We start from the raw sequence: 20,609 nt of genomic DNA, 5'->3' as shown, positions 1-20,609 counted from the left end.
TCACCATTATGAACACCGCAGCGCCGCAAACGATTTTTCTATCCAATTACATGGCGCCCGGTTGGCATGTGGAAAGTGTGAATCTGACATTTAAGCTCGCGCCAGAGGCCACGCGCGTGATCTCGCGCATCGCGTTTACGCCGAACCCGGATGCGCCTGCCCAACCCTTTATGCTGCATGGCGAAGAGCTGACATTGATCAGCGCCGCCATCGACGGCGTGGCCGTGTCCCCCGATCTGACCGCCGCAGGTCTGACCTGCGACGTGCCAGACGGTGCGTTCATATGGGAGGCAGAGGTCGAGATCGCGCCGGTGAAAAACACAGCCCTCGAAGGGCTCTATATGTCGAACGGCATGTATTGCACCCAATGCGAGGCCGAAGGCTTTCGCAAGATCACCTACTACCCCGACCGCCCCGACGTGATGGGCGTCTTTACCGTGCGCATCGAAAGCGACCTGCCGGTGCTGCTGTCCAACGGAAACGCCACCGCCTCTGGCGCAGGCTGGGCGGAATGGCACGATCCGTGGCCGAAACCGGCCTATTTGTTCGCGCTGGTGGCGGGCGATCTGGTCGCACACAACGACAGCTTTACCACGATGGAAGGCCGCGACGTTGAATTGAACATCTGGGTCCGCGCCGCCGATCTGGACAAATGCGCCTTTGGTATGGGCGCGCTCAAGCGGTCGATGGTCTGGGATGAACAGGTCTATGGCCGCGCTTATGACTTGGACATTTTCAACATTGTGGCCGTCGACGACTTCAATATGGGCGCGATGGAGAACAAAGGGTTGAACATTTTCAACTCTAGCGCGGTGTTGGCAAAGCAAAGCACATCAACCGACGCCGACTTTCAGCGGGTCGAGGCGATCATCGCCCACGAGTATTTTCACAACTGGACCGGCAACCGGATCACCTGCCGCGACTGGTTCCAGCTGTGTCTGAAAGAGGGGCTGACCGTGTTCCGCGATCAGTCCTTTACCGGCGACTTGCACGGCCACGCCGTGAAGCGGATCGAGGATGCGCTGGTCATGCGCAACCGCCAGTTCCAAGAGGACGCAGGCCCATTGGCGCATCCCGTGCGTCCCGAAAGTTTTGTCGAGATCAACAACTTCTACACCGTCACCGTCTATGAAAAGGGCGCAGAGCTGGTGGGGATGCTGAAACGCCTTGTGGGCGACGATGGCTACCGCGCCGCGCTGGATTTGTACTTCACCCGCCACGATGGCCAGGCCGCCACGATAGAGGATTGGTTGGCCGCGTTCACAGATGCCACGGGCCGCGACCTGACGCAGTTCAAACGTTGGTATGCGCAGGCAGGCACACCGCGCCTGACGGTAACAGATGACTTTAAGAACGGCACATACAGCCTTCATATCGCACAACAAACCCCTGACACGCCCGGCCAGACGAACAAGCTGCCGCTGCACATTCCCGTCGCTGTCGGCCTGCTGGACGACACCGGCGCAGAGGTGGTGGCGACCACCTTGCTAGAGCTGACCGAGGCGCAGCAGACCTTTACCTTTGACGGGCTGGCCAGCAAACCTGTGCCATCGATCCTGCGCGACTTCTCGGCCCCCGTGATCATTGAACGGCACGTCACGCAGGCAGAGCAAGCCTTTCTGCTGACCCACGACACCGACCCGTTCAACCGCTGGGACGCGGGCCGATCTTTAGCGCGGGCAGTTCTGCTCGATATGATCGCAAACGGCGGTGATCTTGATGCGGGCTATATCAACGGCTTGCGGGCTGCCCTGACGGATAGCACCCTTGATCCAGCGATGCGCGCCCTGCTGCTGGCGATGCCGTCAGAGGCGGATTTGGCCATTGCCTTGGCGGGCCAAGGCCAAACACCCGACCCAGATGCAATCCACCAGACCCGCCGCAAGGCGCAGCGCCAACTGGCCGAAGCGCTGGCCACCGACATCCCCGCCGTCCTCTCCTCCGTGCGCATCGACGCGCCCTTTGCCCCTGACGCGGATCAAGGCGGGCGGCGCGCGCTGTCGAACAGCCTGCTGTCGCTGCTGACATGGGCTGACAAAGGCACCTCCGCGCAGGCGCAGTTCGACAGTGCCGACAATATGACCCAGCAGTTGTCTGCCCTGTCGATCCTGCTGGCGCATGGCGCTGGCGACGCCGCCGCGCAGGCGTTTTATGATCAGTGGCATCATGACCGCTTGGTCCTGAATAAATGGTTTGCCGTGCAGGTCAGCGCTGCGCAACCGCAGGACGCAGTCGCTGTGGCCACCCGCCTGACGCAGCATCCTGACTTCGAGTGGAAAAACCCGAACCGCTTCCGCTCTGTCATTGGGGCGCTCACGGGGAATCAGGCGGGCTTTCACCGGGCGGACGGCGCGGGATACGACTTTGTTGCCGACTGGCTGATCAAGCTAGATCCGGTCAATCCGCAAACGACAGCGCGGATGGTCGCGGGCTTTGACAGCATGCGCCGCTGGGATGACGCGCGCCGTGCAAAAATGCGCAGCGCATTGACACGGATCAAGGACACGCCGGGCCTGTCGCGCGACACGTCAGAGATGGTAACACGCCTTTTGTCATAGGCGACTTGGCGAAACGGTGAAAAAACCGTAAATGTCATGGAACCGTTACCGCTGCCGGGGCATTTAGTGCGTATGAAGGACCGTATTGATCCATTGATCGTCGAACGTGCGCCGTGGATGTACAAATCCTGGCCCGGGATGCGCTATGTGCGCGGGCTGATGCATTTGGCCCTCGCTTACGACAAAACCGTCGATATTGCGCAGGGTCTGCGTGATGCCCCGTCCAACCAGATCATGGGGCACATGGGCGAATTGCTGGCCAAGCATGTTGAAGTGTCGGGCCTGTCGAACCTGCCGCTGCACGGGCCGGCGATTGTCGTGGCGAACCATCCCACTGGGATCGCCGACGGCATCATCTTGCACCACCTGATCGCCCGCACGCGGCCCGACGTCTACTTTTTCGCAAACTCCGACATCCTGCGCGTCATGCCACAGATGGAGGATATGATCTGCCCGGTCGAGTGGCGCATGGACAAACGGACGCGGGAAAAGACCCGCAACACGCTGGATTATGTGCGGACTGCAACCGAAGCAGGCCGCCTTGGCGTGATCTTCCCCTCTGGCCGGTTGGCCAAGCGGCGCGGGTTCAAGCTGCACGAGCGGCCTTGGATGGCGTCCGCTGCGATGCTGGCGCGCAAGTTTGATCTGCCGGTGATCCCGATCAACGTGCAGGCGCGTAATTCGGCGTTGTTTTACATGTTCGACATGATCCACCCGACCCTGCGCGACGTGACCCTGTTTCACGAAACGCTGAACAAGGATCGCCAGCCGTACCGCGTGACGGTGGGCGAGCCTATTCAGGCCTCTGCCCTGCCAAAATCGTCGGAAGAGGGAATCGAGATGCTGAAAAAGGCAACGCTGGCGCTTGGCGGGATTGATGCGCCGACGGTAAACCTTATTCGGATGACCCGTCGCCCATTGTTGAAACTGTAGCGCTCTCGCGTCCTGCGATTAAGGTGGCAGGGCGCAGGACCGGGCGCTGGCGTTCGCGAACGACACAATAGTCTTGTTTGCGCGTCCATGCCGACATTTCTGCCACTTTTGCACGATTGCTCATCGGGCCCCAGTCGGCTGCGACGCCGCGCCAGCGGCCATCGTGCAGAGCGACGGCGCGGTCGCGTTTGACCGTGCGGCCCATGATGCGGGCGGCGCAGGACAGGTTGTCGATCGGGTTTTGCAGCCCTGCCCCTGTGGTCGCCCGGCAGCCATAGCCGCGGGCCGTCGCGGGCAAAATCTGCAGCAACCCATACCAAAGCCCACCGCCGCCGACGGCCTGCGGATTATAAGTGCTTTCGTGCTTGGAGAGCGCCGACATCATGCCGACCCAGAACGCGCGGCGCAGGGTCGGGCTGTTTTCGGCATAGGCGGGGCACCATGTTTCGATATCGCGGGGCACGACCGAATCGAGTCCCTGCGCCGCAACCGCCGACATCGTGGCCCGCGCCCAAGCGTTTGCTTGCGCACCTTTGCCCCATCTGGTGCGCGGCACAAAGTTGGGCCGCGCCTGCGGACGCACGGAGGGTGCACCCTGAATGACAGTCACCGGATACCGGATCATGTGGGCTGGCCTGGCTATAGGGCGAAATGATGTGCGCCGCACTATTTCAGCCTCGGCGCGCGCGGCAGCGGCATCTAGGCGAGATTGGGGACGGATCGGCAGTTCGGCAGCCACAGATGTGGCGCTCAGAACTGCAATCACTCCCCCCAGAATGATGGCTTTCAGGCGCATGGCGGCGAACTTGCCCTGCGCGGGGGATCAGGGGCAAGGGTTTTTTAACCCGCGCCTTCCCATGCAGCAAAGGGGCGCCGACACCAGCGCCCCTTTGCCTATGTCCGATCAGGCGGCTTTGCGCTTGTGATCGCCTTCTTTCACTTCCTCGATGATCTTGGCGACAAAGGCGTCCAGATCGTCCGGGTTGCGGCTGGTGATGATGCCGTTGGAAATCGCAACCTCTTTGTCCACGACGGTCGCGCCAGCGTTTTTCAGGTCGGTGCGGATGGATTTAAAGGACGTCATCTCGCGCCCTTCGACCACGCCTGCCTCGATCAGCAGCCACGGGGCGTGGCAGATGGCAGCGACGATTTTACCGTGGCTCACGAAGCCCTTGATGACGTTGATCGCATCGTCTTCGACGCGCAGCAGGTCAGGGTTAATCTGGCCGCCCGGCAGGACGATCGCATCGTAGTCTTCGACTTTTACATCAGCGATTTTCAGATCGCCGGGCACGTCGATGGACCAGTGGTCTTGGTCCCAACCTTTGATCTTGTCGCCGTCCAGCGTGGCGACATGGACGGTGGCACCGGCCTCGCGCAGCTTTTCCAGCGGGGTGGTCAATTCGACCTCTTCAAAGCCGTCGGTGGCCATGATCAGGATCTTGGATTCGGTAATCGCAGTCATTGTTGCTCTCCTTTAAGGGGTTCGCTTCGTTCTGCGGGCATAACGGGTGTCCCCCGCCTCTTGTTCCGCCCTTTTGGCTGGCCTAGAAGGACGCAACAACAGATGAGGACCGCCATGCTCGATCTTGAATACGCCGCCCCTGCCCCCAAAGTCATTGCCGGGGCAAAGCACGACTGGGAACTGGTGATCGGTCTGGAAGTCCACGCGCAGGTCGCCACGAAGGCCAAGCTGTTTTCCGGCGCATCGACCCTGTTCGGGGCCGAGCCAAACAGCAACGTCGCCTTTGTGGATGCCGGCATGCCCGGCATGCTGCCCGTGATTAACGAGGCTTGCGTCGCGCAAGCTGTGCGCACCGGTTTGGGCCTGAAGGCCGAGATCAACCTGTTCTCTGCCTTTGATCGCAAGAACTACTTTTATCCTGACCTGCCGCAGGGCTATCAGATCAGCCAGCTGTACCACCCCATCGTGGGCGAAGGCGAAGTGCTGGTTGAACTGGGCGATGGCACCGCGCGTCTGGTGCGGATTGAACGCATTCACCTAGAGCAGGATGCCGGCAAGTCGATCCACGACATGGACCCGACGATGTCCTTTGTGGACCTGAACCGCACCGGCGTCGCGCTGATGGAAATCGTGTCGCGCCCTGACATTCGCGGACCAGAAGAGGCGGCTGCTTTTGTCGCCAAGCTGCGCCAGATCATGCGTTATCTGGGCACCTGCGATGGTAACATGCAGAACGGCAACCTGCGCGCCGACGTGAACGTCAGCATCTGCCGTCCCGGCGATTACGAGAAATATCAGGCCACGCAAGACTTTAGCCATCTGGGCACGCGCTGCGAAATCAAGAACATGAACTCTATGCGGTTCATCCAAGCCGCGATCGAGGTCGAGGCCCGCCGCCAGATCGCCATCATCGAGGATGGCGGCGCAGTCGTGCAAGAAACGCGTTTGTACGATCCAGACAAGAACGAAACGCGGTCCATGCGGTCCAAGGAAGAAGCGCACGATTACCGCTACTTCCCCGATCCTGACCTGCTGCCGCTGGAAATCGAACAGGCGTGGGTCGATGACATTGCCGCCAACCTGCCCGAACTGCCGGACGCCAAAAAGGCCCGCTTTATCGCCAGCTTTGGCCTTTCGGATTATGACGCATCGGTGCTGACGGCTGACGTTGCTAACGCTGCCTATTTCGAGGACGTCGCCAAAGGCGGCGGCGACGGCAAGCTGGCGGCCAACTGGGTCATCAACGAATTGTTCGGCCGCCTGAAAAAGGACGGCGACAAAGGCATCACCGAAAGCCCGATCCCCGCCGCGCGGCTGGCGCAGATCGTCGCCTTGATCAAGGCCGAGACGATCAGCGGCAAGATCGCCAAGGACGTCTTTGACATCGCCTATACCCAAGACCGCGACCCCGAAGAGATCGTGAAAACCGACGGGCTAGAGCAGGTCACAGACACCGGCGCGATCGAGGCGGCTGTAGACGAGATTATCGCCGCGAACCCGGCGCAGGTCGAAAAGGCCAAGGCGAACCCAAAATTGGCGGGCTGGTTCGTCGGCCAAGTCATGAAATCCACCGGCGGCAAGGCCAATCCGGCTGCCGTCAACGCGCTGGTCGCTGCAAAGCTGGGGCTTTAATCCCGATGGTACATTACGAGTATAAGGTTGTCCCCGCCCCTAAGCGCGGCGAAAAGGCGAAGGGCTTGCGCGCAGCAGAGGATCGCTATGCGCTGGCCCTGACGAACTCCCTGAACGCGCAGGCAGCACTGGGCTGGGAATACCAGCGCACTGAAACCCTGCCCGCCGAAGAGCGTGAAGGCTTGCTCGGTAAAGCGACGGTCTATCAAAACATGATGGTGTTTCGCCGGGCCAAGGCCGAGGCGAAAGCGGCCCCTGCCCCTGCGCCCATGATCGAGGATAAGCGGGCTGAGGCAGCAACCGCCCCTGTGGTCGCAGCGCCAGCCGTCACCGCGCCTGCGGCGATGCCGGTTGCAGGCTCTGCAACAACCGCAGCAGAGCCCAAGTCGGATAAGACGCCGGGTGTTGGCGCAGCTGATCCAGCCCATAAGGGCTGATCAGCCACCCATCAGCGAATTGTGATCGCCAGCGCGTGCAATCGGCCCATGATATCCTTACCTAAGGCATCGTGAATGGCGCGGTGCTTGGCGATCCGGGACTTACCATCCAGCGCAGATGCGCCTATCACCAACTGCCAATGGCTTTCACCAGAGCCGTCGTCGCCGCTGTGACCAGCGTGAAGATGGCTCTCATTTATCACCTCAAGGTGTTCCGGCGACAATTCGCGCACCAGCGCGGCCTGAATTTCGTCGTCAAGTGCCATTATTTTTGTCCTGCCTCTTCTATCTGCCAACCACAGGTTTAGAGTGCATACTCCGAGTCGGAAAGGGACGATCCCCATGAATAAAAAAGACCCCTTCGGTTTTGACATGTCAGTGTCGAACAGCAAGAAGAAGAACCCGCGCGGGCGGCGGGGTATGTCGGGTGCGTCTGAAACGTCGACCCGCATCTGCGATCATGAAGGGTGCGACGAGGCCGGGCAGTACCGTGCGCCGAAATCACCGGACTCCGTGGATGAATACTGGTGGTTCTGCAAAGACCACGTGCGCGAATATAACCTGAAGTGGAATTTCTTTGACGGCACGTCAGAGGCAGAGCTGATGGCGCAGATGGAAAAGGACCGCGCGACGTGGGAACGCCCCACCAAGCCGATCAAAAGGTCCGTCGAAGAACGCGCTTGGGCCCGTCTGGGTGTGACCGACCCGCATGAAGTGCTGGGCGAGAACGCGACCCGCAACCCCGGCAAGAACGGCGGCGGCACGCGCAAGCTGCCCCCCACCGAACGCCGCGCGGTCGAGATTCTGGACGCCAAGGATCACATGGCCAAGACCGAGATCCGCAAGTGCTATAAGGCGCTGATCAAGGTGCTGCACCCAGACATGAACGGCGGCGATCGCAGCCAAGAAGAACAGCTAGCCGAAGTCGTCTGGGCTTGGGAACAGATCAAGGCCAGCCGCAACTTCCGCGAAAAGGACTAAGCGCGCCGCTTTTCGCGGTCCCGCTTGGGATTAAGCCAATTCTGCCGTGCGCCTGCCTGTGGCTGGCGCGCGGTTACCACAGTGACAGAGCGGTTTAGCGGCGCAAAGATGCTGTCCCGCTCGCGCCGCCAGTCGGTCATCAGCAGATGTGCGACGACAAGGGCGTTCACCCAAATCAGCGCTAGCACCGGATGCGCCGCCACCGTGAAACAGAACATCATCGGGCCGAACATTGTGCCATAAAATGGCAGCGCCAATGTGCCGCCGATGATGGTGCCCATAAAGGTGATCGCAAGGATACCTGCCACCAGCTTTAGCACGCCAAGCGCGCCGCCATGGCCCAGCCAGTCCCGGCCCGCAAACAGCGCGCACAGGCTGCCCAGCACGCCAGCAATCACGAACCAATAATCCGCGCCGCTTAGTCTGCGCAGCATCGCCTGATCATGACCCATCTGCGAGACAATCGTAAAGCTGACCACGCCGCCAGCCAAGCTGACGGCAAAGGCCGCAGCGTAAAGCCGCTTTTCGCCCGCTGTTGGGCTAAAGTTTGAAAACAGGCTGCTCAACATGGTTTTGTCCGTCAGGGAAGTCACCCTGTGATGCTACCATTTAACGCAGGTGGCGTTAAGAGTGCGATAACCAACACACCGTTTCCAAATTCAACCTTAGGCGGCGCGAAACACAAGGCTAACGCCGTTCAGACAGTGACGCTGACCCGTAGGTTTCGGCCCATCGCCAAAGATATGGCCCAGATGGCTGCCACAGCGGCGGCAATGCAATTCGTTGCGCGTCTGGAACGACCTGTTGTCCACCTTGGTCGCTATGGCATTGGGAAGAGGCGAATAAAAGCTTGGCCAGCCGGTGCCGCTTTCGTATTTCGACCATGACGGATACAGCGGTAAATCGCAGCCGCGGCAGTGATAGGTGCCTTCGGCTTTGTTGGCGTTCAATGGGCTGGACCGGGGCGGCTCTGTGCTTTCGCGGCGCATGACATTGTATTGTGTCTGCGTCAGCATGGCCCGCCATTCGGCGTCCGTGCGCGTCACTTCAAAGGCTTCAGCCCGCAGCGCCATCGGGGCTGCACTCGCGGCAAGGGCGGACAAAAGGAAATGGCGGCGTTTCATGGGCGGTCCTCCTAAAGATCTGACAGCATCGTTTCGAAGGAGTTTGCATCACGCTAGCCTTTCTCTGCGCTCCCCACGCGGATGTGATCGGTTGTGATATGCAAAAAGGGCCGCATCACGATGGATGCGGCCCCTTTTGTTTGCAGTCACATCGCGTCTTAGGCGTCGACAATTTGGCCCACAGCCAGGACGTCGCCCGTCGGCCCTGCCTCTGGCGATCCGCCCAGCGGCTCGTCCGAAATCGCAAGCGTGCCGCCCGCAAGGGACAGCGCCAGATCAGGCGACACAGGCACGCGGCCGCTGCGGTCGGCAGGCAGGACACCCAGCGATATCGGCGGGTTGTCCCCGGCGATCAGCCACAATTCCAGCGCACGGCCGGGGCGCGGATCGCCCACGGCCCGGTTCACCACCAGATTGCCGTTCGCCGAGTCGTAGCTTGCATCCACCACAAGGCTTTCGTCTGCCGAGGCGATTTGCGCGATATATGTTGCACCGCTGACCGGGCCACTGCTGGGCGGTATAATCGCCGTGACGATCCACAGCACAGCCAGCGCGGCCAGCAAGCCGCCGCCGATCGCGGGCAGCAGGCCAAGACGCTGCAGCCAAGACTGCACCCCAGCGCCGCTGCGGACGGGTGCCCCCTCGTGGAACAGCGTTTCCTTGATACGCTTCAGCACATGCGGCGGCGGCGTGACGGGCGCGATATCGTCGGTCAGCGCGACAATGCGGTCGGTCTGAAAGGCGTATTCCGCACGCAAATCCGGATCGACGCTGAGTACGTCCTCATAGGCTTGCGCCTCTGCTGGCGACAGCAAACCCAGAATATATTCTGCGGTCAGGGCGGATTCGTCTTCTTTTTCAATCTCATCCGTCATGGGACAGACACTCTCTCAACTTCAGCAGGCTGCGGCGCAGCCATGTGCGAACGGTGTTCAGCGGCACATCGTAATGATCCGCCAACTCTTGATAGGTTTCCCCTTCCAGATAGGCGCGGCGCACGGCACCAGCCTTGTCAGGGTCGAGCTGCGCCATGCAATCCACGATCCGCCCCCGGTCCGAGGCCGCGATGGCAAGCGCTTCTGGTCCCGGCGCGGCGTCGGCCACATCTGCGGCCTCGTCCATCCCGGCATTCATCTTGGACTTACGCGCCCGCACCCGGTCAACGGAATGGTTCCGCGTCACGGTAATCAGCCACGTCATCGGGCTAAGGCCATTGACCCGGTAGCGATCCGCATTGCGCCAAATCTTGACGAAAGCTTCTTGCAGCGCATCTTCGGCTTCGGCCCGATTACCCAACACACGCAGGCAAACGCCGAATAGTTTCGCCGAGGTCGCGGCATAAAGCCCGTCGAATGCAGCGCGGTCACCAATCGCCATGCGCGCAATCATATCCTCGATGTCTGTCAGACTAGTCATCTGGAACTCGCTCTTCGTTCTGTTGGCACTACTGTGGCGCATCTGGCGCAAAAGGCAACGTTGGCGCGGCGCACTGCGCAATATCAGCGCAAAGGGTGTGGCACCCCTTCCCCTTGGCATTCACCGCGATATGTTGCATCCCGCTAATGACGTTTATTTCACGCGATCCGCGACAACAAAGGCAGCTTCTTATGGCCGACGGCATGACCGACATCAACGCAACGCCGACCGAGGACATTTCAGTCCGCGATGTATTTGGCATCGACAGCGACATGAAGATTAAGGGCTTTGCTGAACGCACTGACCGCGTGCCAGAGATCGACAGCACTTATAAGTTCGACCCGGACACCACGCTCGCGATTTTGGCAGGCTTTGGCTACAACCGCCGCGTCATGATCCAAGGCTATCACGGCACGGGCAAATCGACGCATATCGAACAGGTCGCAGCGCGCCTGAACTGGCCCGCCGTGCGTGTGAACCTTGACAGCCACATCAGCCGGATCGACTTGATCGGTAAGGATGCGATCAAGCTGAAAGACGGCGTGCAGGTCACCGAATTCCACGAAGGCATTCTGCCTTGGGCGCTGCGCAACCCTGTCGCCATCGTGTTCGACGAATACGATGCCGGCCGCGCCGACGTGATGTTCGTGATCCAGCGCGTGCTGGAAGCCGACGGCAAGCTGACGCTGATGGATCAGAACGTGATCCTGACGCCGCATAAATACTTCCGCCTGTTTGCAACGGCCAACACGGTCGGCCTTGGCGACACGACGGGCCTGTATCACGGCACGCAGCAGATCAACCAAGCGCAGATGGACCGTTGGTCGTTGGTCGCCACGTTGAACTATCTGTCCCACGACGCCGAAGCGGCCATCGTGCTGTCCAAGTCGCCGCATTACAACAACGACAAGGGTCGCAAGATCATATCCCAGATGGTCACCGTCGCCGACCTGACGCGCACCGCCTTTATGAACGGCGATCTGTCGACCGTCATGTCGCCGCGCACCGTGCTGGCTTGGGCCGAAAATGCACGCATTTTCAACGATGTCGGCTACGCCTTCCGCCTGTCGTTCCTGAACAAATGTGACGAGCTGGAACGCCAGACCGTCGCAGAGTTCTATCAGCGCTGCTTTGACGAAGAGCTACCGGAAAGCGCTGCAAGCCTGAGCCTGGGCTAACAATGCCAAAGTTTCGCGAAAATGCGGGAACACCAAAATTTTCGCGAAAATTTTGCCTGCTGGTCGCGGCTGTATCGGCGGGGGTGATGTTTGGCTGCGCACCCCCGCCTGTCCCGCCGACAGCGTTGACCTATCAGGTCACCGTGCCTGAAAGCCGCAAGATAGCCATGGTCGCCCCAAGCGCACCGCTGGCCACGATTGCTGATATTGAAAAAGCCGCCCGCATTGAAACCGGATGCCGCGCTACGGCCATTGACCGTGTCTATCAGGCGGCGGGGTCTGATCGCGATGTAATTGTGCCAAGCGCGGTGTATCGCGGCTTTGGCGGACGTATTCCCGTCACTCTTGCATGTCGGTGATACAGATTTAAAAGGCCGGTCCGTCGCGGACCGGCCTTTTTGATTGGCATTAAGCCTTGGCTGCTTTGGCGGCATTCGCCCACCAAACGATATCGTTCAGCAGTTCTTTGGCACCGCCCAGCAGGTGGTCTTCGATATCTTCGATCGGACCATTTGCGCCCAGCGGATGCACCGCCATGAAATCGCCGCCAGCGATATGAACCGCGCCGCGCACGGGGACCATTTCAAGCTCTACCGCGATGTTGCGCAGATGCTCTACCGCACGTGCAGCCCCAAGGCCGCCGTAACCAATCGCGCCCATCGGCTTGCGATTCCATTCGACATAGGCCTGATCAAGCGCGTTCTTCAGCGCACCTGTGACCGAGTGGTTGTATTCGGCGGTGACGAAAATGTAGCCGTCGAATTCCGCAATTTTCGCCTGCCACGCCAGTGCTGCGGGGTTTTGGGTCGGGACGAATTTATTGCCGCCCATCTCGTTGAACAGGGGCAGATCGAAATCGCGCAGATCGACCAGCTCTACGGTCATGTCGCCGCGCGCTTGGGCTTGTTTCAGCATCCATGCGGCTGGTTTGTCAGCGAAACGGCTGTCGCGGGTCGAACCGATGATAATCGCGATATTGGGAAGTTGTGCCATGAAAGGTATCCTTGCGTTGGGTTGCCTCTTAATTGACCCCGCCCACGCGTGGCTCAATTGCCGCCACGGCACAGAACATGTGCGCAAACCAACGCAAGACGACAGCGCTGGACAGATCACAGTCGCGCACCACCTTGCCCCTATCCGCACAGAGTGATTTACCGATGCCATGAACAAGCCATCAGACAACCCCGCCGATCCGTTCAAAAAAGCCTTGGCCGAGGCGACCAAAGTCTTGGCCAATGATGCAGAGCTGACGATTAGCTATTCCGTCGATCCGGCGGGCCAGACCGCGGACAGCATCCGGCTGCCGCAGGTCAGTCGCCGCATGTCCTGGCAAGAGGTCCTGCTGGCGCGCGGCACCGCCGACGCCTTTGCGCTGCGGCACAAGTTTCACGACGCGGCAACCGCCGCCCGCTATGCCCCGCCGGGGCAAATGGCGCGCGATATTTATGACGCGATGGAAACCGCCCGGATCGAGGCTGTTGGCGCGCAATATATGCCCGGCACCGCTGGCAATATCGACGCCAAGATCGGCAACGAGGCGCTGCGCAAAGGCTACGACCAGATCACTAGTAGCGCCGATGCGCCGTTGGCGACGGCTGCGGGCTATCTGATCCGGCATCTGGCCACAGGCCGCGATTTGCCGCCCGGCGCAGATAACGTGATGAACCTGTGGCGCGGCTTTATCGAGGATCAGGCCGGTGGCACGCTGGAAAGTCTGAAAGACACGCTGAGCGATCAAAAAGCCTTTGCCCGCTTTGCCCGGCAGATCATCGCAGATCTGGGGTATGGCGATCAGCTTGGCGAAGACCCCGATGCGCCCGACGACGATCAGGATGACGAGGCCGAAAGCGGCGACGAGGACGAAGAGCAGCCTGATAGCACGGGCGATGACGCCGAGGGCGAAGAGGCCGAAGCCAGCCCCGAGCAGGCGCAAGAGGACCAGCAGGACGCGTCGCAAGCGCAGGTCAGCATGGACGACAGCGCCGATTCCGACATGGGCGAAGAGACCGAGATGCCCGAAGGCGAGGCCCCGATGGACCCGCCGCAGCCCGCGCCCGCCTCGGACGCTGACCCGGACTATAAGGTATTCACGACGGAATTTGACGAGGAAATCAGCGCCGCTGATCTGGCAGAGCCCGCCGAATTAGAACGCCTGCGCGCCTATCTGGATCAGCAGCTAGAGCCGCTCAAGGGCGCTGTGTCGCGCCTTGCCAACAAGTTGCAACGCCGCCTGCAAGCCAAGCAAAACCGCAGTTGGGAGTTCGACCGCGAGGAAGGCATTCTGGACGCGGGCCGCCTTGCGCGGGTTGTGGCAAGCCCGACGACTCCGCTGTCGTTCAAGGTCGAAAAAGATACCGAGTTCCGCGATACCGTTGTGACGCTGCTGCTGGATAACTCGGGCTCCATGCGGGGCCGCCCGATTTCCATCGCAGCGATCTGCGCCGACGTCATGGCCCGCACGCTGGAACGCTGCGACGTGAAGGTCGAGATTTTGGGCTTTACCACGAAAGCGTGGAAAGGCGGCCAATCCCGCGAGGCTTGGCTGAAAGACGGCCGCGCCGCGACGCCGGGCCGCCTGAACGATCTGCGCCACATCGTCTATAAATCCGCAGACGCACCATGGCGCCGGACCCGGCCCAATCTGGGCCTGATGATGAAAGAAGGCCTGCTGAAGGAAAATATCGACGGCGAGGCGCTGGAATGGGCCTACCGCCGGATGATGGCCCGCGGCGAGCAGCGCAAGGTGCTTATGGTGATTTCAGACGGTGCGCCGGTGGACGACAGCACCTTGTCGGTGAACCCTGCGAATTATCTGGAAAAGCATTTGCGCGACGTGATTGCGATGATCGAAAAGCGCAAAGGCGTAGAGCTGGCGGCGATTGGCATCGGCCATGACGTGACCCGCTATTACAGCCGCGCCGTGACGATCACAGACGTCGAGCAGCTTGCCGGCGCGATGACCGAGCAATTGGCCAGTCTGTTTGACAGCGATCCGCGCAAACGCGCGCGTGTCTTGGGCCTGCGCAAGGTCCGCTGAGGCGGAGGTTGGCGTGTTGGCGCGCCTCTGGCGGGAGTATTTTTGGCAAGATGATGACGGGGCCGATGTCGTCCGGCGGGCGTGTGCGGGCAAGATAAATGAAGGACGGGCGTAATGTTTCAAAGCTTTGATGCGACGAGTGATCCGGCGCAGGGGCCGGGGCGGCTTGCAGCTTTGCGCGATGTTATGGCTGCTGCTGGCGTGGACGGTTTTCTGGTGCCGCGGGCGGATCGCTATCAAGGCGAATATGTCGCAGCCTGCGATGAGCGGCTGGCGTGGCTGACCGGATTTACCGGATCGGCGGGTTTTGCAGCGGTGTTGGCGGATGTGGCGGGGGTGTTCATTGACGGGCGCTACCGGGTGCAAGTTCGCGATCAGGTGGCGGATGTATTCACGCCGGTGCACTGGCCGCAAACGTCGCTGGCCGATTGGCTGATCAAACAGCTGCCGCAGGGCGGCGTTGTTGCCTATGACCCATGGCTGCATGCGGTGGACGAGGTAGCAGCGCTGACAAAGGATGTGGCGGCGGCGGGGATTAGCCTGCGCGCGGTGCAAAATATGATTGATCAGATTTGGTCTGACCGCCCTGCCCGGCCAAGCGCGCCATTCTTTGCCCAGCCGCTAGAGTTGACGGGCGAGGCGCATGCAGACAAGCGGGCGCGATTGACGAAAGACGTGTCGGACGGTGCTTTTGTCATTACGCTGCCCGACAGCATCGCCTGGCTGCTGAATATCCGCGGCGCTGATATCGCGCGTAATCCGGTCCCGCAAGCCTTTGCCATTTTGGCGGCGGATGGGCGTGTTGATCTGTTTGCACCGGCGGCCAAGGTTGCGGATTTGGGCGATCATTTGGGGCCGGATGTGACGGTGCGCGACGACTTTGACGCCGCAGTCGCAGCGCTGGCAGGGCCTGTGCGGATTGATCCTAAGTCGTGCCCGCAAGCCGTGCGCGATCTGATCACAGCAGAGGGGACAGAGGCGCAGGACCCCTGCATTTTGCCCAAAGCGCGCAAGACCGAGGTCGAGATCGCCGGCAGCCGTGCCGCGCACCTGCGCGATGGTGCGGCCATGGTGCGGTTTTTGGCCTGGCTGGATGCCGAGGCACCCAAGGGCCAGTTGACCGAAATTGCGGTTACCCAAGCGCTGGAAGGTTTCCGCCGCGAGACGAATGCGCTGCGCGACATCAGCTTTGAGACGATCTGCGGCGCGGGCGCGCATGGGGCGATTGTGCATTACCGCGTCACGCGCGGCACCGATGCCCCCGTGAAAAGTGGCGAGTTGTTGCTGGTCGATAGCGGCGGGCAGTATGTGGATGGCACCACGGATATCACACGCACGGTGATTGTTGGCACGCCGTCGGGCGAGCACTGCGATCGCTATACCCGCGTTTTGCAAGGCATGATTGCGATCAGCCGGGCGCAGTTTACGCGCGGGCTTGCGGGGCAGCATCTGGATGCGCTGGCGCGCTATCCGCTCTGGACGGCGGGGCTCGATTTCGATCACGGCACGGGTCACGGCGTCGGCAGCTATCTGTCGGTGCATGAGGGGCCGCAGGGGATTTCCCATCGCAATACGACCCCGTTGGAGCCGGGGATGATCCTGTCGAACGAGCCGGGATATTACCGCGAAGGGGCATATGGTATCCGGATCGAGAACCTGATCGTGACCGTTCAGGCCCCAGAGGGGCCGGATAAGCGCGATATGCTCGCCTTTGAGACGCTGACCCATGTGCCGCTGGACCGCCGTTTGATAGACACGGGCCTGCTGTCGCGCACCGAAAGGGACTGGATCGACGCCTACCATGCCGCTACAGTGCGCCTTATCGCGCCGCTGGTGGAGGGGGCCGCGCGAGACTGGCTGCTTGCGGCCTGTGCGCCGCTTGAGGCGGCGACACCTTTCCCTTGAAATTGACGAAGGACTATCTGCCCATGGCCGATCATATCACTATTCGCCCTGCCACTGGCACCTGGGTTGTTCGCGCTGGCGGCGCTGTCTTGGGTGAAAGCACGCAGGCGCTCGAGCTGATTGAAGGCAGTTCTGCGCCCGTCATCTATTTCCCGCGCGGCGATATCGCGATGACGTTTCTGGATGCCAGTGATCGCAAGACCACCTGCCCGCATAAGGGCGAGGCGAGCTATTATTCCATCGTGACGAAAAGCAACACACTGACGGATTCTGTGTGGTCCTATGAGGACCCCAAGGCTGACGTCGCCCAGATCAAAGGCTATCTGGCGTTCCATACCGACCGCGTCGCCGTGGAGCAGGTCTAACCGTTTAGGAATGTTCCTCTTCGGCGCGGTCTGCCAAGGCGCGGTTTAGCACACGCAGGGCATCGACCTGAAAGAGGGCGCCGCGCAGATCTGGCGCTGCGCCCTTTTCGTTCATTTGGACCACCGGAATAAAGGCGTGACCGCCTTTTTCAAAGATCGGCATGGCTTGTTCCAGCGTGGCATTCACGTCGATCCATGTGCCGCCCTCAATCATGTCCCAGCAGGCTTTTTCCGCAGCGGCCCGCGGGTCGGCAGCAAAGCGCATCACAGTGCCGACGCGGAAGGTGCCCAGCAGATAGGCTTGCGGGCCAGCCGCCAGATGCACGCCGCGCCGTTCCAGTTGCGTCAGGAAAAATGAACGGTCCACAAGGCGCGAGGCCAGCGCAGTGGACATCGACACGGCGACCATCACCGCAAGGCCGGTTTGCCAGTCCCCCGTCAGTTCAAACACAATCAAGGTCGTGGAAATCGGCGCGCCAAGCACGGCGGCCGCGACGGCCCCCATACCTGCCAAAGCGTATAACGTGCCAGAGCCCGAGACGGCCGGGAACAGCCCCGTGGCGACGATACCAAAGGCCAGACCTGTCAGTGCACCGATCATCAGCGCCGGCGAAAACACCCCGCCCCCCATGCGCCCGCCCATGGTGATGGCAACGGCGGCGACTTTGAGGATCACAAAGATGATCGCTTGGGACAGGACCAGTTGTCCGGTCAGCGCGGCGCTTGTCGTCTCGTATCCCACGCCGATGATATGCGGGAAAAAGATTGCGATCAGGCCAAGCAGCGCGCCTGCCCCGGCAGGGCGCAGGCTGGCCGGGATGTTCAGGCTGAATTGCAGGCGGCTGCCCATACTATCGGCCCAAAAGATCGACCGCATCAGCACGACCGCCACGAGGCCGCAGATCAAACCAAGGATCAGAAAGGCGGGTAGTTCGACGTAAAAGCCAAGCACCGTGTCGCGAGGTAGGATGAATTCGGTGATGTCGCCGAACCACAGGCGGTTGACGACGGTGCCCGCGACGCTGGCGATCACAATCGGGGCAAAGGCGTGGACGGCAAAGTGGCGCAGCACGACTTCGAGCGCGAAGAGCGCGCCAGCAATGGGGGCGTTAAAACTGGCCGAGACGGCGGCAGCGACAGCGCAGCCGAGCAGGTCCCGCCCGGTGATACCGTCCGCGCGGATCACCCGGCAGATCGCGGTAGAGATGACGGCAGCAAGGTGTACGACCGGACCTTCACGGCCGCTAGAGCCCCCGGTAGACAGGGTCAGCAGGCTGGCAAAGGCAGAGGCGAGACCTTTGCGCACCTCCACCCGGCCTTCGTAAAGCGCTGCGCCCTCGATCACGTCTGCAACAGAGCGGACGCGGCCATCGCCGGTGATGCGGTTCAAGATCAGACCGACGATGAGTCCGCCGATGATGGGGATGATCAGGATCTGCGACCAATGCAGGCCCGCGACAAAGCTGTGCAGATGCGTCGGATCATCCGTGCCGTAGACCGTGCGTTGAATAAGGTCGATGCCAAGTTTGAACGCCACCGCCGCTGCGCCAGAGGCGACGCCAAGAAACAGCGCGATGAACCAGAACTGTACTTGGCTGGGGCCACGCAGTTTCAGCACCAGCCATGCACGGCGCAGATCGCCCTGCCCCCGGCTGACCGAGGCCGCGATCCATCCCGGCGGCGTGCTGCTCATGTCGCGTCCTCGCATAGGGCCGGGCTGGCGTGGGTTATATATGAGGTATGTCTAGGGGATGCGCTGCGCGGGTCCAAGGCTGAACTGGGATTTTGCTGCCGGCATTGAGGACGCGCCTGCGTGCGTCTTGCGTTGTCGAGGCGTCGTTGGGAATGATCCAGGGTTTGCGATGGAGGACAGCTTTGATGCCTCCGGCGGGAGTATTGCTGGCAAGGTGATCGGGATTAGCTTGGCATCAGGGCGCGGGCGGCGGCGCGGGCGGCGTCGGTGACTTGATCGCCGGAGAGCATGCGTGCGATTTCGTCGATGCGGGCCGCTGCGTCGAGGGGGATGACGGTGGATGTCGTCGAATCCTCGGTCTGGCGCTTTTCCACACGCCAGTGGTGCGCGCCAAGGGCGGCGACCTGAGGTGAGTGGGTGACGACGAGGACTTGGCCGCCGCTGGCCAGGGCGGCAAGGCGGCGGCCAACAGCGTCGGCCGTCGCGCCGCCGACACCCCGGTCGATTTCGTCGAAAATCATCGTAACGCCGCCTTGGCCTGCTTGCGACAGACAGACCTTAAGCGCGAGCAGGAAGCGCGACAGCTCACCGCCAGAGGCGATTTTATTGAGCGGCCCGGGGGGTGCGCCGGGGTTGGTGGCGACGGTGAAGGACACATCGTCCCGGCCATCGGGGCCAGCAGGGCCGTTGCTGACGACGGTTGCGAAGACGGCGCGTTCCATTTTCAGCGGGGCCAGTTCAGCGGCCATGGCGGCGTCCAACGAGGTTGCGGCGGCGCTGCGGGCATCGGTCAGGGCGACGGCGGCGGCGTCATAGGCAGCCAGCGCGGCCTCTTCCGCTTTTTGCAGATCGGCCAAGCCGCGTTCGGAATTATCCAGCAGCGCAAGCCGTTCGCGCAGATCGTCGGCGAAGGCGGCAAGGTCATCCGCCAGAACGTTGTGTTTACGGGCAAGACCGCGGATCGCGAAAAGGCGTTCTTCGGTTTGTTCGAGTTCGGCGGGGTTGAAGGACAGGGCGTCTAGCGCGTCCTCGACCCCGCGCTGGGCTGCGTCCAGTTCGAACATCGCCCGTTCAATCGCAGCCAGCGGCTCATCAAGGCGGCCATCTGCGCGGTCTGCAGCGCCGCCAAGCCAGCGGTTTGCGTCAGAAAGCTGCCCCTCTGCCCCCTGCATGCCTAAGGCTTCGCCAGCGCGGGCGACGTCTTTCTTAATTTTTTCAGCGGCTTGCATCATGCGGCGCGCGGCATCAAGGGTGGCCTCTTCGCCCGGCTCTGGCATGATGGCGTCAAGTTCACCGACGGCGTGGCGCAGGTATTCTTCTTCTTGGCGGACTTCGGCGACGCGGGCTTCGGCGGCGTAAAGCGCCTTGCGGGCGCGGCCAAGGGCGGTCCAAGCGGTGTGCGCTGTCGCGATTTGGGGACCGAGGTTCGCGTAGGTATCCAACATGTCTCGGTGGCCGCGCGGGTTCAGTAGGCCCCGATCATCGTGTTGGCCGTGCAGTTCGATCAGCGTATCGGACAGGGCGCGCAGCACTTCGGCGCTGACGCGGCGGTCGTTGACCCATGCGGTTTTACGCCCGTCGCGGGCGTTGACACGGCGCAGGATCAGCGTGTCGCTGACGGGTAAACCCGCCTCTTCCAGCACGGCGCGCGCGGCATGGCCGGTGGGCAGGTCGAATTCAGCGGTGACTTCACCCTGATCCGCGCCCTGGCGCACCAGTTCAGCGCGTCCGCGCCAGCCCAGCACAAAGCCCAGCGAATCAAGCAAGATCGACTTGCCTGCGCCGGTTTCGCCGGTCAGCACATTCAGGCCGGGCTGAAAGTTCAGGGCCAGCCGATCAATGATCAGCATGTCGTGGATATCGAGTGCGCGCAGCATCAAAAAGT

General features: G+C 61.5%; 20 protein-coding genes. 10 read left to right on the top strand and 10 right to left on the bottom strand.

What is annotated here, in order from left to right:
• Positions 1 to 8 precede the first annotated feature (8 nt).
• The gene (gene pepN / locus KBW81_RS05205) at positions 9 to 2,558 is read left to right on the top strand and encodes an aminopeptidase N (RefSeq protein ID WP_254248572.1); all 2,550 of its coding nucleotides are present in this window, start codon (positions 9 to 11) and stop codon (positions 2,556 to 2,558) included.
• A 36-nt stretch (positions 2,559 to 2,594) separates the two neighbouring features.
• A complete protein-coding gene (locus KBW81_RS05200; protein WP_254248571.1) occupies positions 2,595 to 3,491 on the top strand; it encodes a lysophospholipid acyltransferase family protein in 897 nt (298 codons plus the stop codon).
• Here the strand turns inward: KBW81_RS05200 and KBW81_RS05195 are convergent.
• Together KBW81_RS05195 and KBW81_RS05190 are read right to left on the bottom strand one after the other, a co-directional pair.
• Positions 3,454 to 4,116 (bottom strand): transglycosylase SLT domain-containing protein, encoded by a 663-nt coding sequence (locus tag KBW81_RS05195; RefSeq protein WP_254248570.1) that lies wholly within the window; start codon positions 4,114 to 4,116, stop codon positions 3,454 to 3,456. The two genes, KBW81_RS05200 and KBW81_RS05195, sit on opposite strands and share 38 nt — an antisense overlap.
• A 279-nt stretch (positions 4,117 to 4,395) precedes the next feature.
• A complete protein-coding gene (locus tag KBW81_RS05190; RefSeq protein WP_254248569.1) occupies positions 4,396 to 4,956 on the bottom strand; it encodes a type 1 glutamine amidotransferase domain-containing protein in 561 nt (186 codons plus the stop codon).
• A 114-nt stretch (positions 4,957 to 5,070) separates the two neighbouring features.
• On the opposite strand from KBW81_RS05190, the gene gatB reads away from it, so the two are divergent.
• Both gatB and KBW81_RS05180 read left to right on the top strand, forming a co-directional pair.
• Positions 5,071 to 6,588, top strand: coding sequence for an Asp-tRNA(Asn)/Glu-tRNA(Gln) amidotransferase subunit GatB (gatB, locus tag KBW81_RS05185; RefSeq protein ID WP_090184351.1), 1,518 nt, complete (start codon positions 5,071 to 5,073; stop codon positions 6,586 to 6,588).
• A gap of 5 nt (positions 6,589 to 6,593) precedes the next feature.
• Positions 6,594 to 7,025: a DUF4177 domain-containing protein gene (locus KBW81_RS05180; RefSeq protein ID WP_254248568.1), complete on the top strand. Its 432-nt coding sequence runs from the start codon at positions 6,594 to 6,596 to the stop codon at positions 7,023 to 7,025.
• 11 nt (positions 7,026 to 7,036) lie between these two features.
• Here KBW81_RS05180 and KBW81_RS05175 read toward each other — a convergent pair whose 3' ends face one another.
• The gene (locus KBW81_RS05175; RefSeq protein ID WP_090184356.1) at positions 7,037 to 7,291 is read right to left on the bottom strand and encodes a BolA family protein; all 255 of its coding nucleotides are present in this window, start codon (positions 7,289 to 7,291) and stop codon (positions 7,037 to 7,039) included.
• 76 nt (positions 7,292 to 7,367) lie between these two features.
• On the opposite strand from KBW81_RS05175, the gene KBW81_RS05170 reads away from it, so the two are divergent.
• Complete coding sequence (locus KBW81_RS05170) at positions 7,368 to 8,006, top strand: J domain-containing protein (protein WP_090184359.1); 639 nt, start codon at positions 7,368 to 7,370, stop codon at positions 8,004 to 8,006.
• Here the strand turns inward: KBW81_RS05170 and KBW81_RS05165 are convergent.
• The 4 genes from KBW81_RS05165 to KBW81_RS05150 all read right to left on the bottom strand — a co-directional run bounded on the left by KBW81_RS05165 (position 8,003) and on the right by KBW81_RS05150 (position 10,546).
• Entirely contained in the window at positions 8,003 to 8,575 is a 573-nt protein-coding gene (locus KBW81_RS05165) for a hypothetical protein (RefSeq protein WP_254248567.1), read from the bottom strand. The two genes, KBW81_RS05170 and KBW81_RS05165, sit on opposite strands and share 4 nt — an antisense overlap.
• A 96-nt stretch (positions 8,576 to 8,671) precedes the next feature.
• Positions 8,672 to 9,130 carry a peptide-methionine (R)-S-oxide reductase MsrB gene (gene msrB, locus KBW81_RS05160; protein WP_090184366.1) on the bottom strand — a complete coding sequence of 153 codons (459 nt, stop codon included), beginning with the start codon at positions 9,128 to 9,130 and terminating at the stop codon, positions 8,672 to 8,674.
• A gap of 158 nt (positions 9,131 to 9,288) precedes the next feature.
• Entirely contained in the window at positions 9,289 to 10,005 is a 717-nt protein-coding gene (locus KBW81_RS05155) for an anti-sigma factor (protein ID WP_254248566.1), read from the bottom strand.
• Positions 9,995 to 10,546, bottom strand: coding sequence for a sigma-70 family RNA polymerase sigma factor (locus tag KBW81_RS05150; protein ID WP_254248565.1), 552 nt, complete (start codon positions 10,544 to 10,546; stop codon positions 9,995 to 9,997). Before KBW81_RS05150 ends, KBW81_RS05155 begins: the two co-directional genes overlap by 11 nt.
• Before the next feature lie 191 nt (positions 10,547 to 10,737).
• Between KBW81_RS05150 and cobS the strand changes: the two genes are divergently transcribed.
• Both cobS and KBW81_RS05140 read left to right on the top strand, forming a co-directional pair.
• Positions 10,738 to 11,724 carry a cobaltochelatase subunit CobS gene (gene cobS, locus KBW81_RS05145; protein ID WP_090184375.1) on the top strand — a complete coding sequence of 329 codons (987 nt, stop codon included), beginning with the start codon at positions 10,738 to 10,740 and terminating at the stop codon, positions 11,722 to 11,724.
• 86 nt (positions 11,725 to 11,810) lie between these two features.
• Entirely contained in the window at positions 11,811 to 12,083 is a 273-nt protein-coding gene (locus KBW81_RS05140; protein ID WP_254248564.1) for a hypothetical protein, read from the top strand.
• Positions 12,084 to 12,132: 49 nt separating this feature from the next.
• Here the strand turns inward: KBW81_RS05140 and KBW81_RS05135 are convergent, their stop codons facing one another.
• A complete protein-coding gene (locus tag KBW81_RS05135) occupies positions 12,133 to 12,717 on the bottom strand; it encodes an NADPH-dependent FMN reductase (RefSeq protein WP_254248563.1) in 585 nt (194 codons plus the stop codon).
• Between the two features lie 169 nt (positions 12,718 to 12,886).
• Between KBW81_RS05135 and cobT the strand changes: the two genes are divergently transcribed.
• From cobT to KBW81_RS05120, 3 genes are all read left to right on the top strand, one after another.
• Complete coding sequence (gene cobT / locus KBW81_RS05130; protein ID WP_254248562.1) at positions 12,887 to 14,761, top strand: cobaltochelatase subunit CobT; 1,875 nt, start codon at positions 12,887 to 12,889, stop codon at positions 14,759 to 14,761.
• 114 nt (positions 14,762 to 14,875) lie between these two features.
• Positions 14,876 to 16,666, top strand: coding sequence for an aminopeptidase P family protein (locus tag KBW81_RS05125; protein ID WP_254248561.1), 1,791 nt, complete (start codon positions 14,876 to 14,878; stop codon positions 16,664 to 16,666).
• Between the two features lie 23 nt (positions 16,667 to 16,689).
• Positions 16,690 to 17,031: a DUF427 domain-containing protein gene (locus KBW81_RS05120; RefSeq protein WP_090184392.1), complete on the top strand. Its 342-nt coding sequence runs from the start codon at positions 16,690 to 16,692 to the stop codon at positions 17,029 to 17,031.
• Between the two features lie 4 nt (positions 17,032 to 17,035).
• Here KBW81_RS05120 and KBW81_RS05115 read toward each other — a convergent pair whose 3' ends face one another.
• Together KBW81_RS05115 and recN are read right to left on the bottom strand one after the other, a co-directional pair.
• Entirely contained in the window at positions 17,036 to 18,724 is a 1,689-nt protein-coding gene (locus KBW81_RS05115) for a chloride channel protein (RefSeq protein ID WP_090184394.1), read from the bottom strand.
• Between the two features lie 224 nt (positions 18,725 to 18,948).
• Positions 18,949 to 20,601, bottom strand: coding sequence for a DNA repair protein RecN (gene recN, locus KBW81_RS05110; RefSeq protein ID WP_254248560.1), 1,653 nt, complete (start codon positions 20,599 to 20,601; stop codon positions 18,949 to 18,951).
• Positions 20,602 to 20,609: the final 8 nt, after the last annotated feature.

The organism is Loktanella salsilacus (assembly GCF_024206795.1).
Classification (GTDB): domain Bacteria; phylum Pseudomonadota; class Alphaproteobacteria; order Rhodobacterales; family Rhodobacteraceae; genus Loktanella; species Loktanella salsilacus.
The sequence above is the reverse complement of the archived record's forward strand: the minus strand, read 5'-3'. Positions and strand labels throughout refer to the sequence as shown.

Bases quoted from the DNA above. Each gene is read 5' to 3' on its own strand.
- pepN (WP_254248572.1), top strand. From the start codon at position 9: ATGAACACCGCAGCGCCGCAAACGATTTTTCTATCCAATTACATGGCG.
- KBW81_RS05200 (WP_254248571.1), top strand. From the start codon at position 2,595: ATGGAACCGTTACCGCTGCCGGGGCATTTAGTGCGTATGAAGGACCGT.
- KBW81_RS05195 (WP_254248570.1), bottom strand. From the start codon at position 4,116: ATGATCCGGTATCCGGTGACTGTCATTCAGGGTGCACCCTCCGTGCGT.
- KBW81_RS05190 (WP_254248569.1), bottom strand. From the start codon at position 4,956: ATGACTGCGATTACCGAATCCAAGATCCTGATCATGGCCACCGACGGC.
- gatB (WP_090184351.1), top strand. From the start codon at position 5,071: ATGCTCGATCTTGAATACGCCGCCCCTGCCCCCAAAGTCATTGCCGGG.
- KBW81_RS05180 (WP_254248568.1), top strand. From the start codon at position 6,594: ATGGTACATTACGAGTATAAGGTTGTCCCCGCCCCTAAGCGCGGCGAA.
- KBW81_RS05175 (WP_090184356.1), bottom strand. From the start codon at position 7,291: ATGGCACTTGACGACGAAATTCAGGCCGCGCTGGTGCGCGAATTGTCG.
- KBW81_RS05170 (WP_090184359.1), top strand. From the start codon at position 7,368: ATGAATAAAAAAGACCCCTTCGGTTTTGACATGTCAGTGTCGAACAGC.
- KBW81_RS05165 (WP_254248567.1), bottom strand. From the start codon at position 8,575: ATGTTGAGCAGCCTGTTTTCAAACTTTAGCCCAACAGCGGGCGAAAAG.
- msrB (WP_090184366.1), bottom strand. From the start codon at position 9,130: ATGAAACGCCGCCATTTCCTTTTGTCCGCCCTTGCCGCGAGTGCAGCC.
- KBW81_RS05155 (WP_254248566.1), bottom strand. From the start codon at position 10,005: ATGACGGATGAGATTGAAAAAGAAGACGAATCCGCCCTGACCGCAGAA.
- KBW81_RS05150 (WP_254248565.1), bottom strand. From the start codon at position 10,546: ATGACTAGTCTGACAGACATCGAGGATATGATTGCGCGCATGGCGATT.
- cobS (WP_090184375.1), top strand. From the start codon at position 10,738: ATGGCCGACGGCATGACCGACATCAACGCAACGCCGACCGAGGACATT.
- KBW81_RS05140 (WP_254248564.1), top strand. From the start codon at position 11,811: ATGTTTGGCTGCGCACCCCCGCCTGTCCCGCCGACAGCGTTGACCTAT.
- KBW81_RS05135 (WP_254248563.1), bottom strand. From the start codon at position 12,717: ATGGCACAACTTCCCAATATCGCGATTATCATCGGTTCGACCCGCGAC.
- cobT (WP_254248562.1), top strand. From the start codon at position 12,887: ATGAACAAGCCATCAGACAACCCCGCCGATCCGTTCAAAAAAGCCTTG.
- KBW81_RS05125 (WP_254248561.1), top strand. From the start codon at position 14,876: ATGTTTCAAAGCTTTGATGCGACGAGTGATCCGGCGCAGGGGCCGGGG.
- KBW81_RS05120 (WP_090184392.1), top strand. From the start codon at position 16,690: ATGGCCGATCATATCACTATTCGCCCTGCCACTGGCACCTGGGTTGTT.
- KBW81_RS05115 (WP_090184394.1), bottom strand. From the start codon at position 18,724: ATGAGCAGCACGCCGCCGGGATGGATCGCGGCCTCGGTCAGCCGGGGG.
- recN (WP_254248560.1), bottom strand. From the start codon at position 20,601: ATGCTGCGCGCACTCGATATCCACGACATGCTGATCATTGATCGGCTG.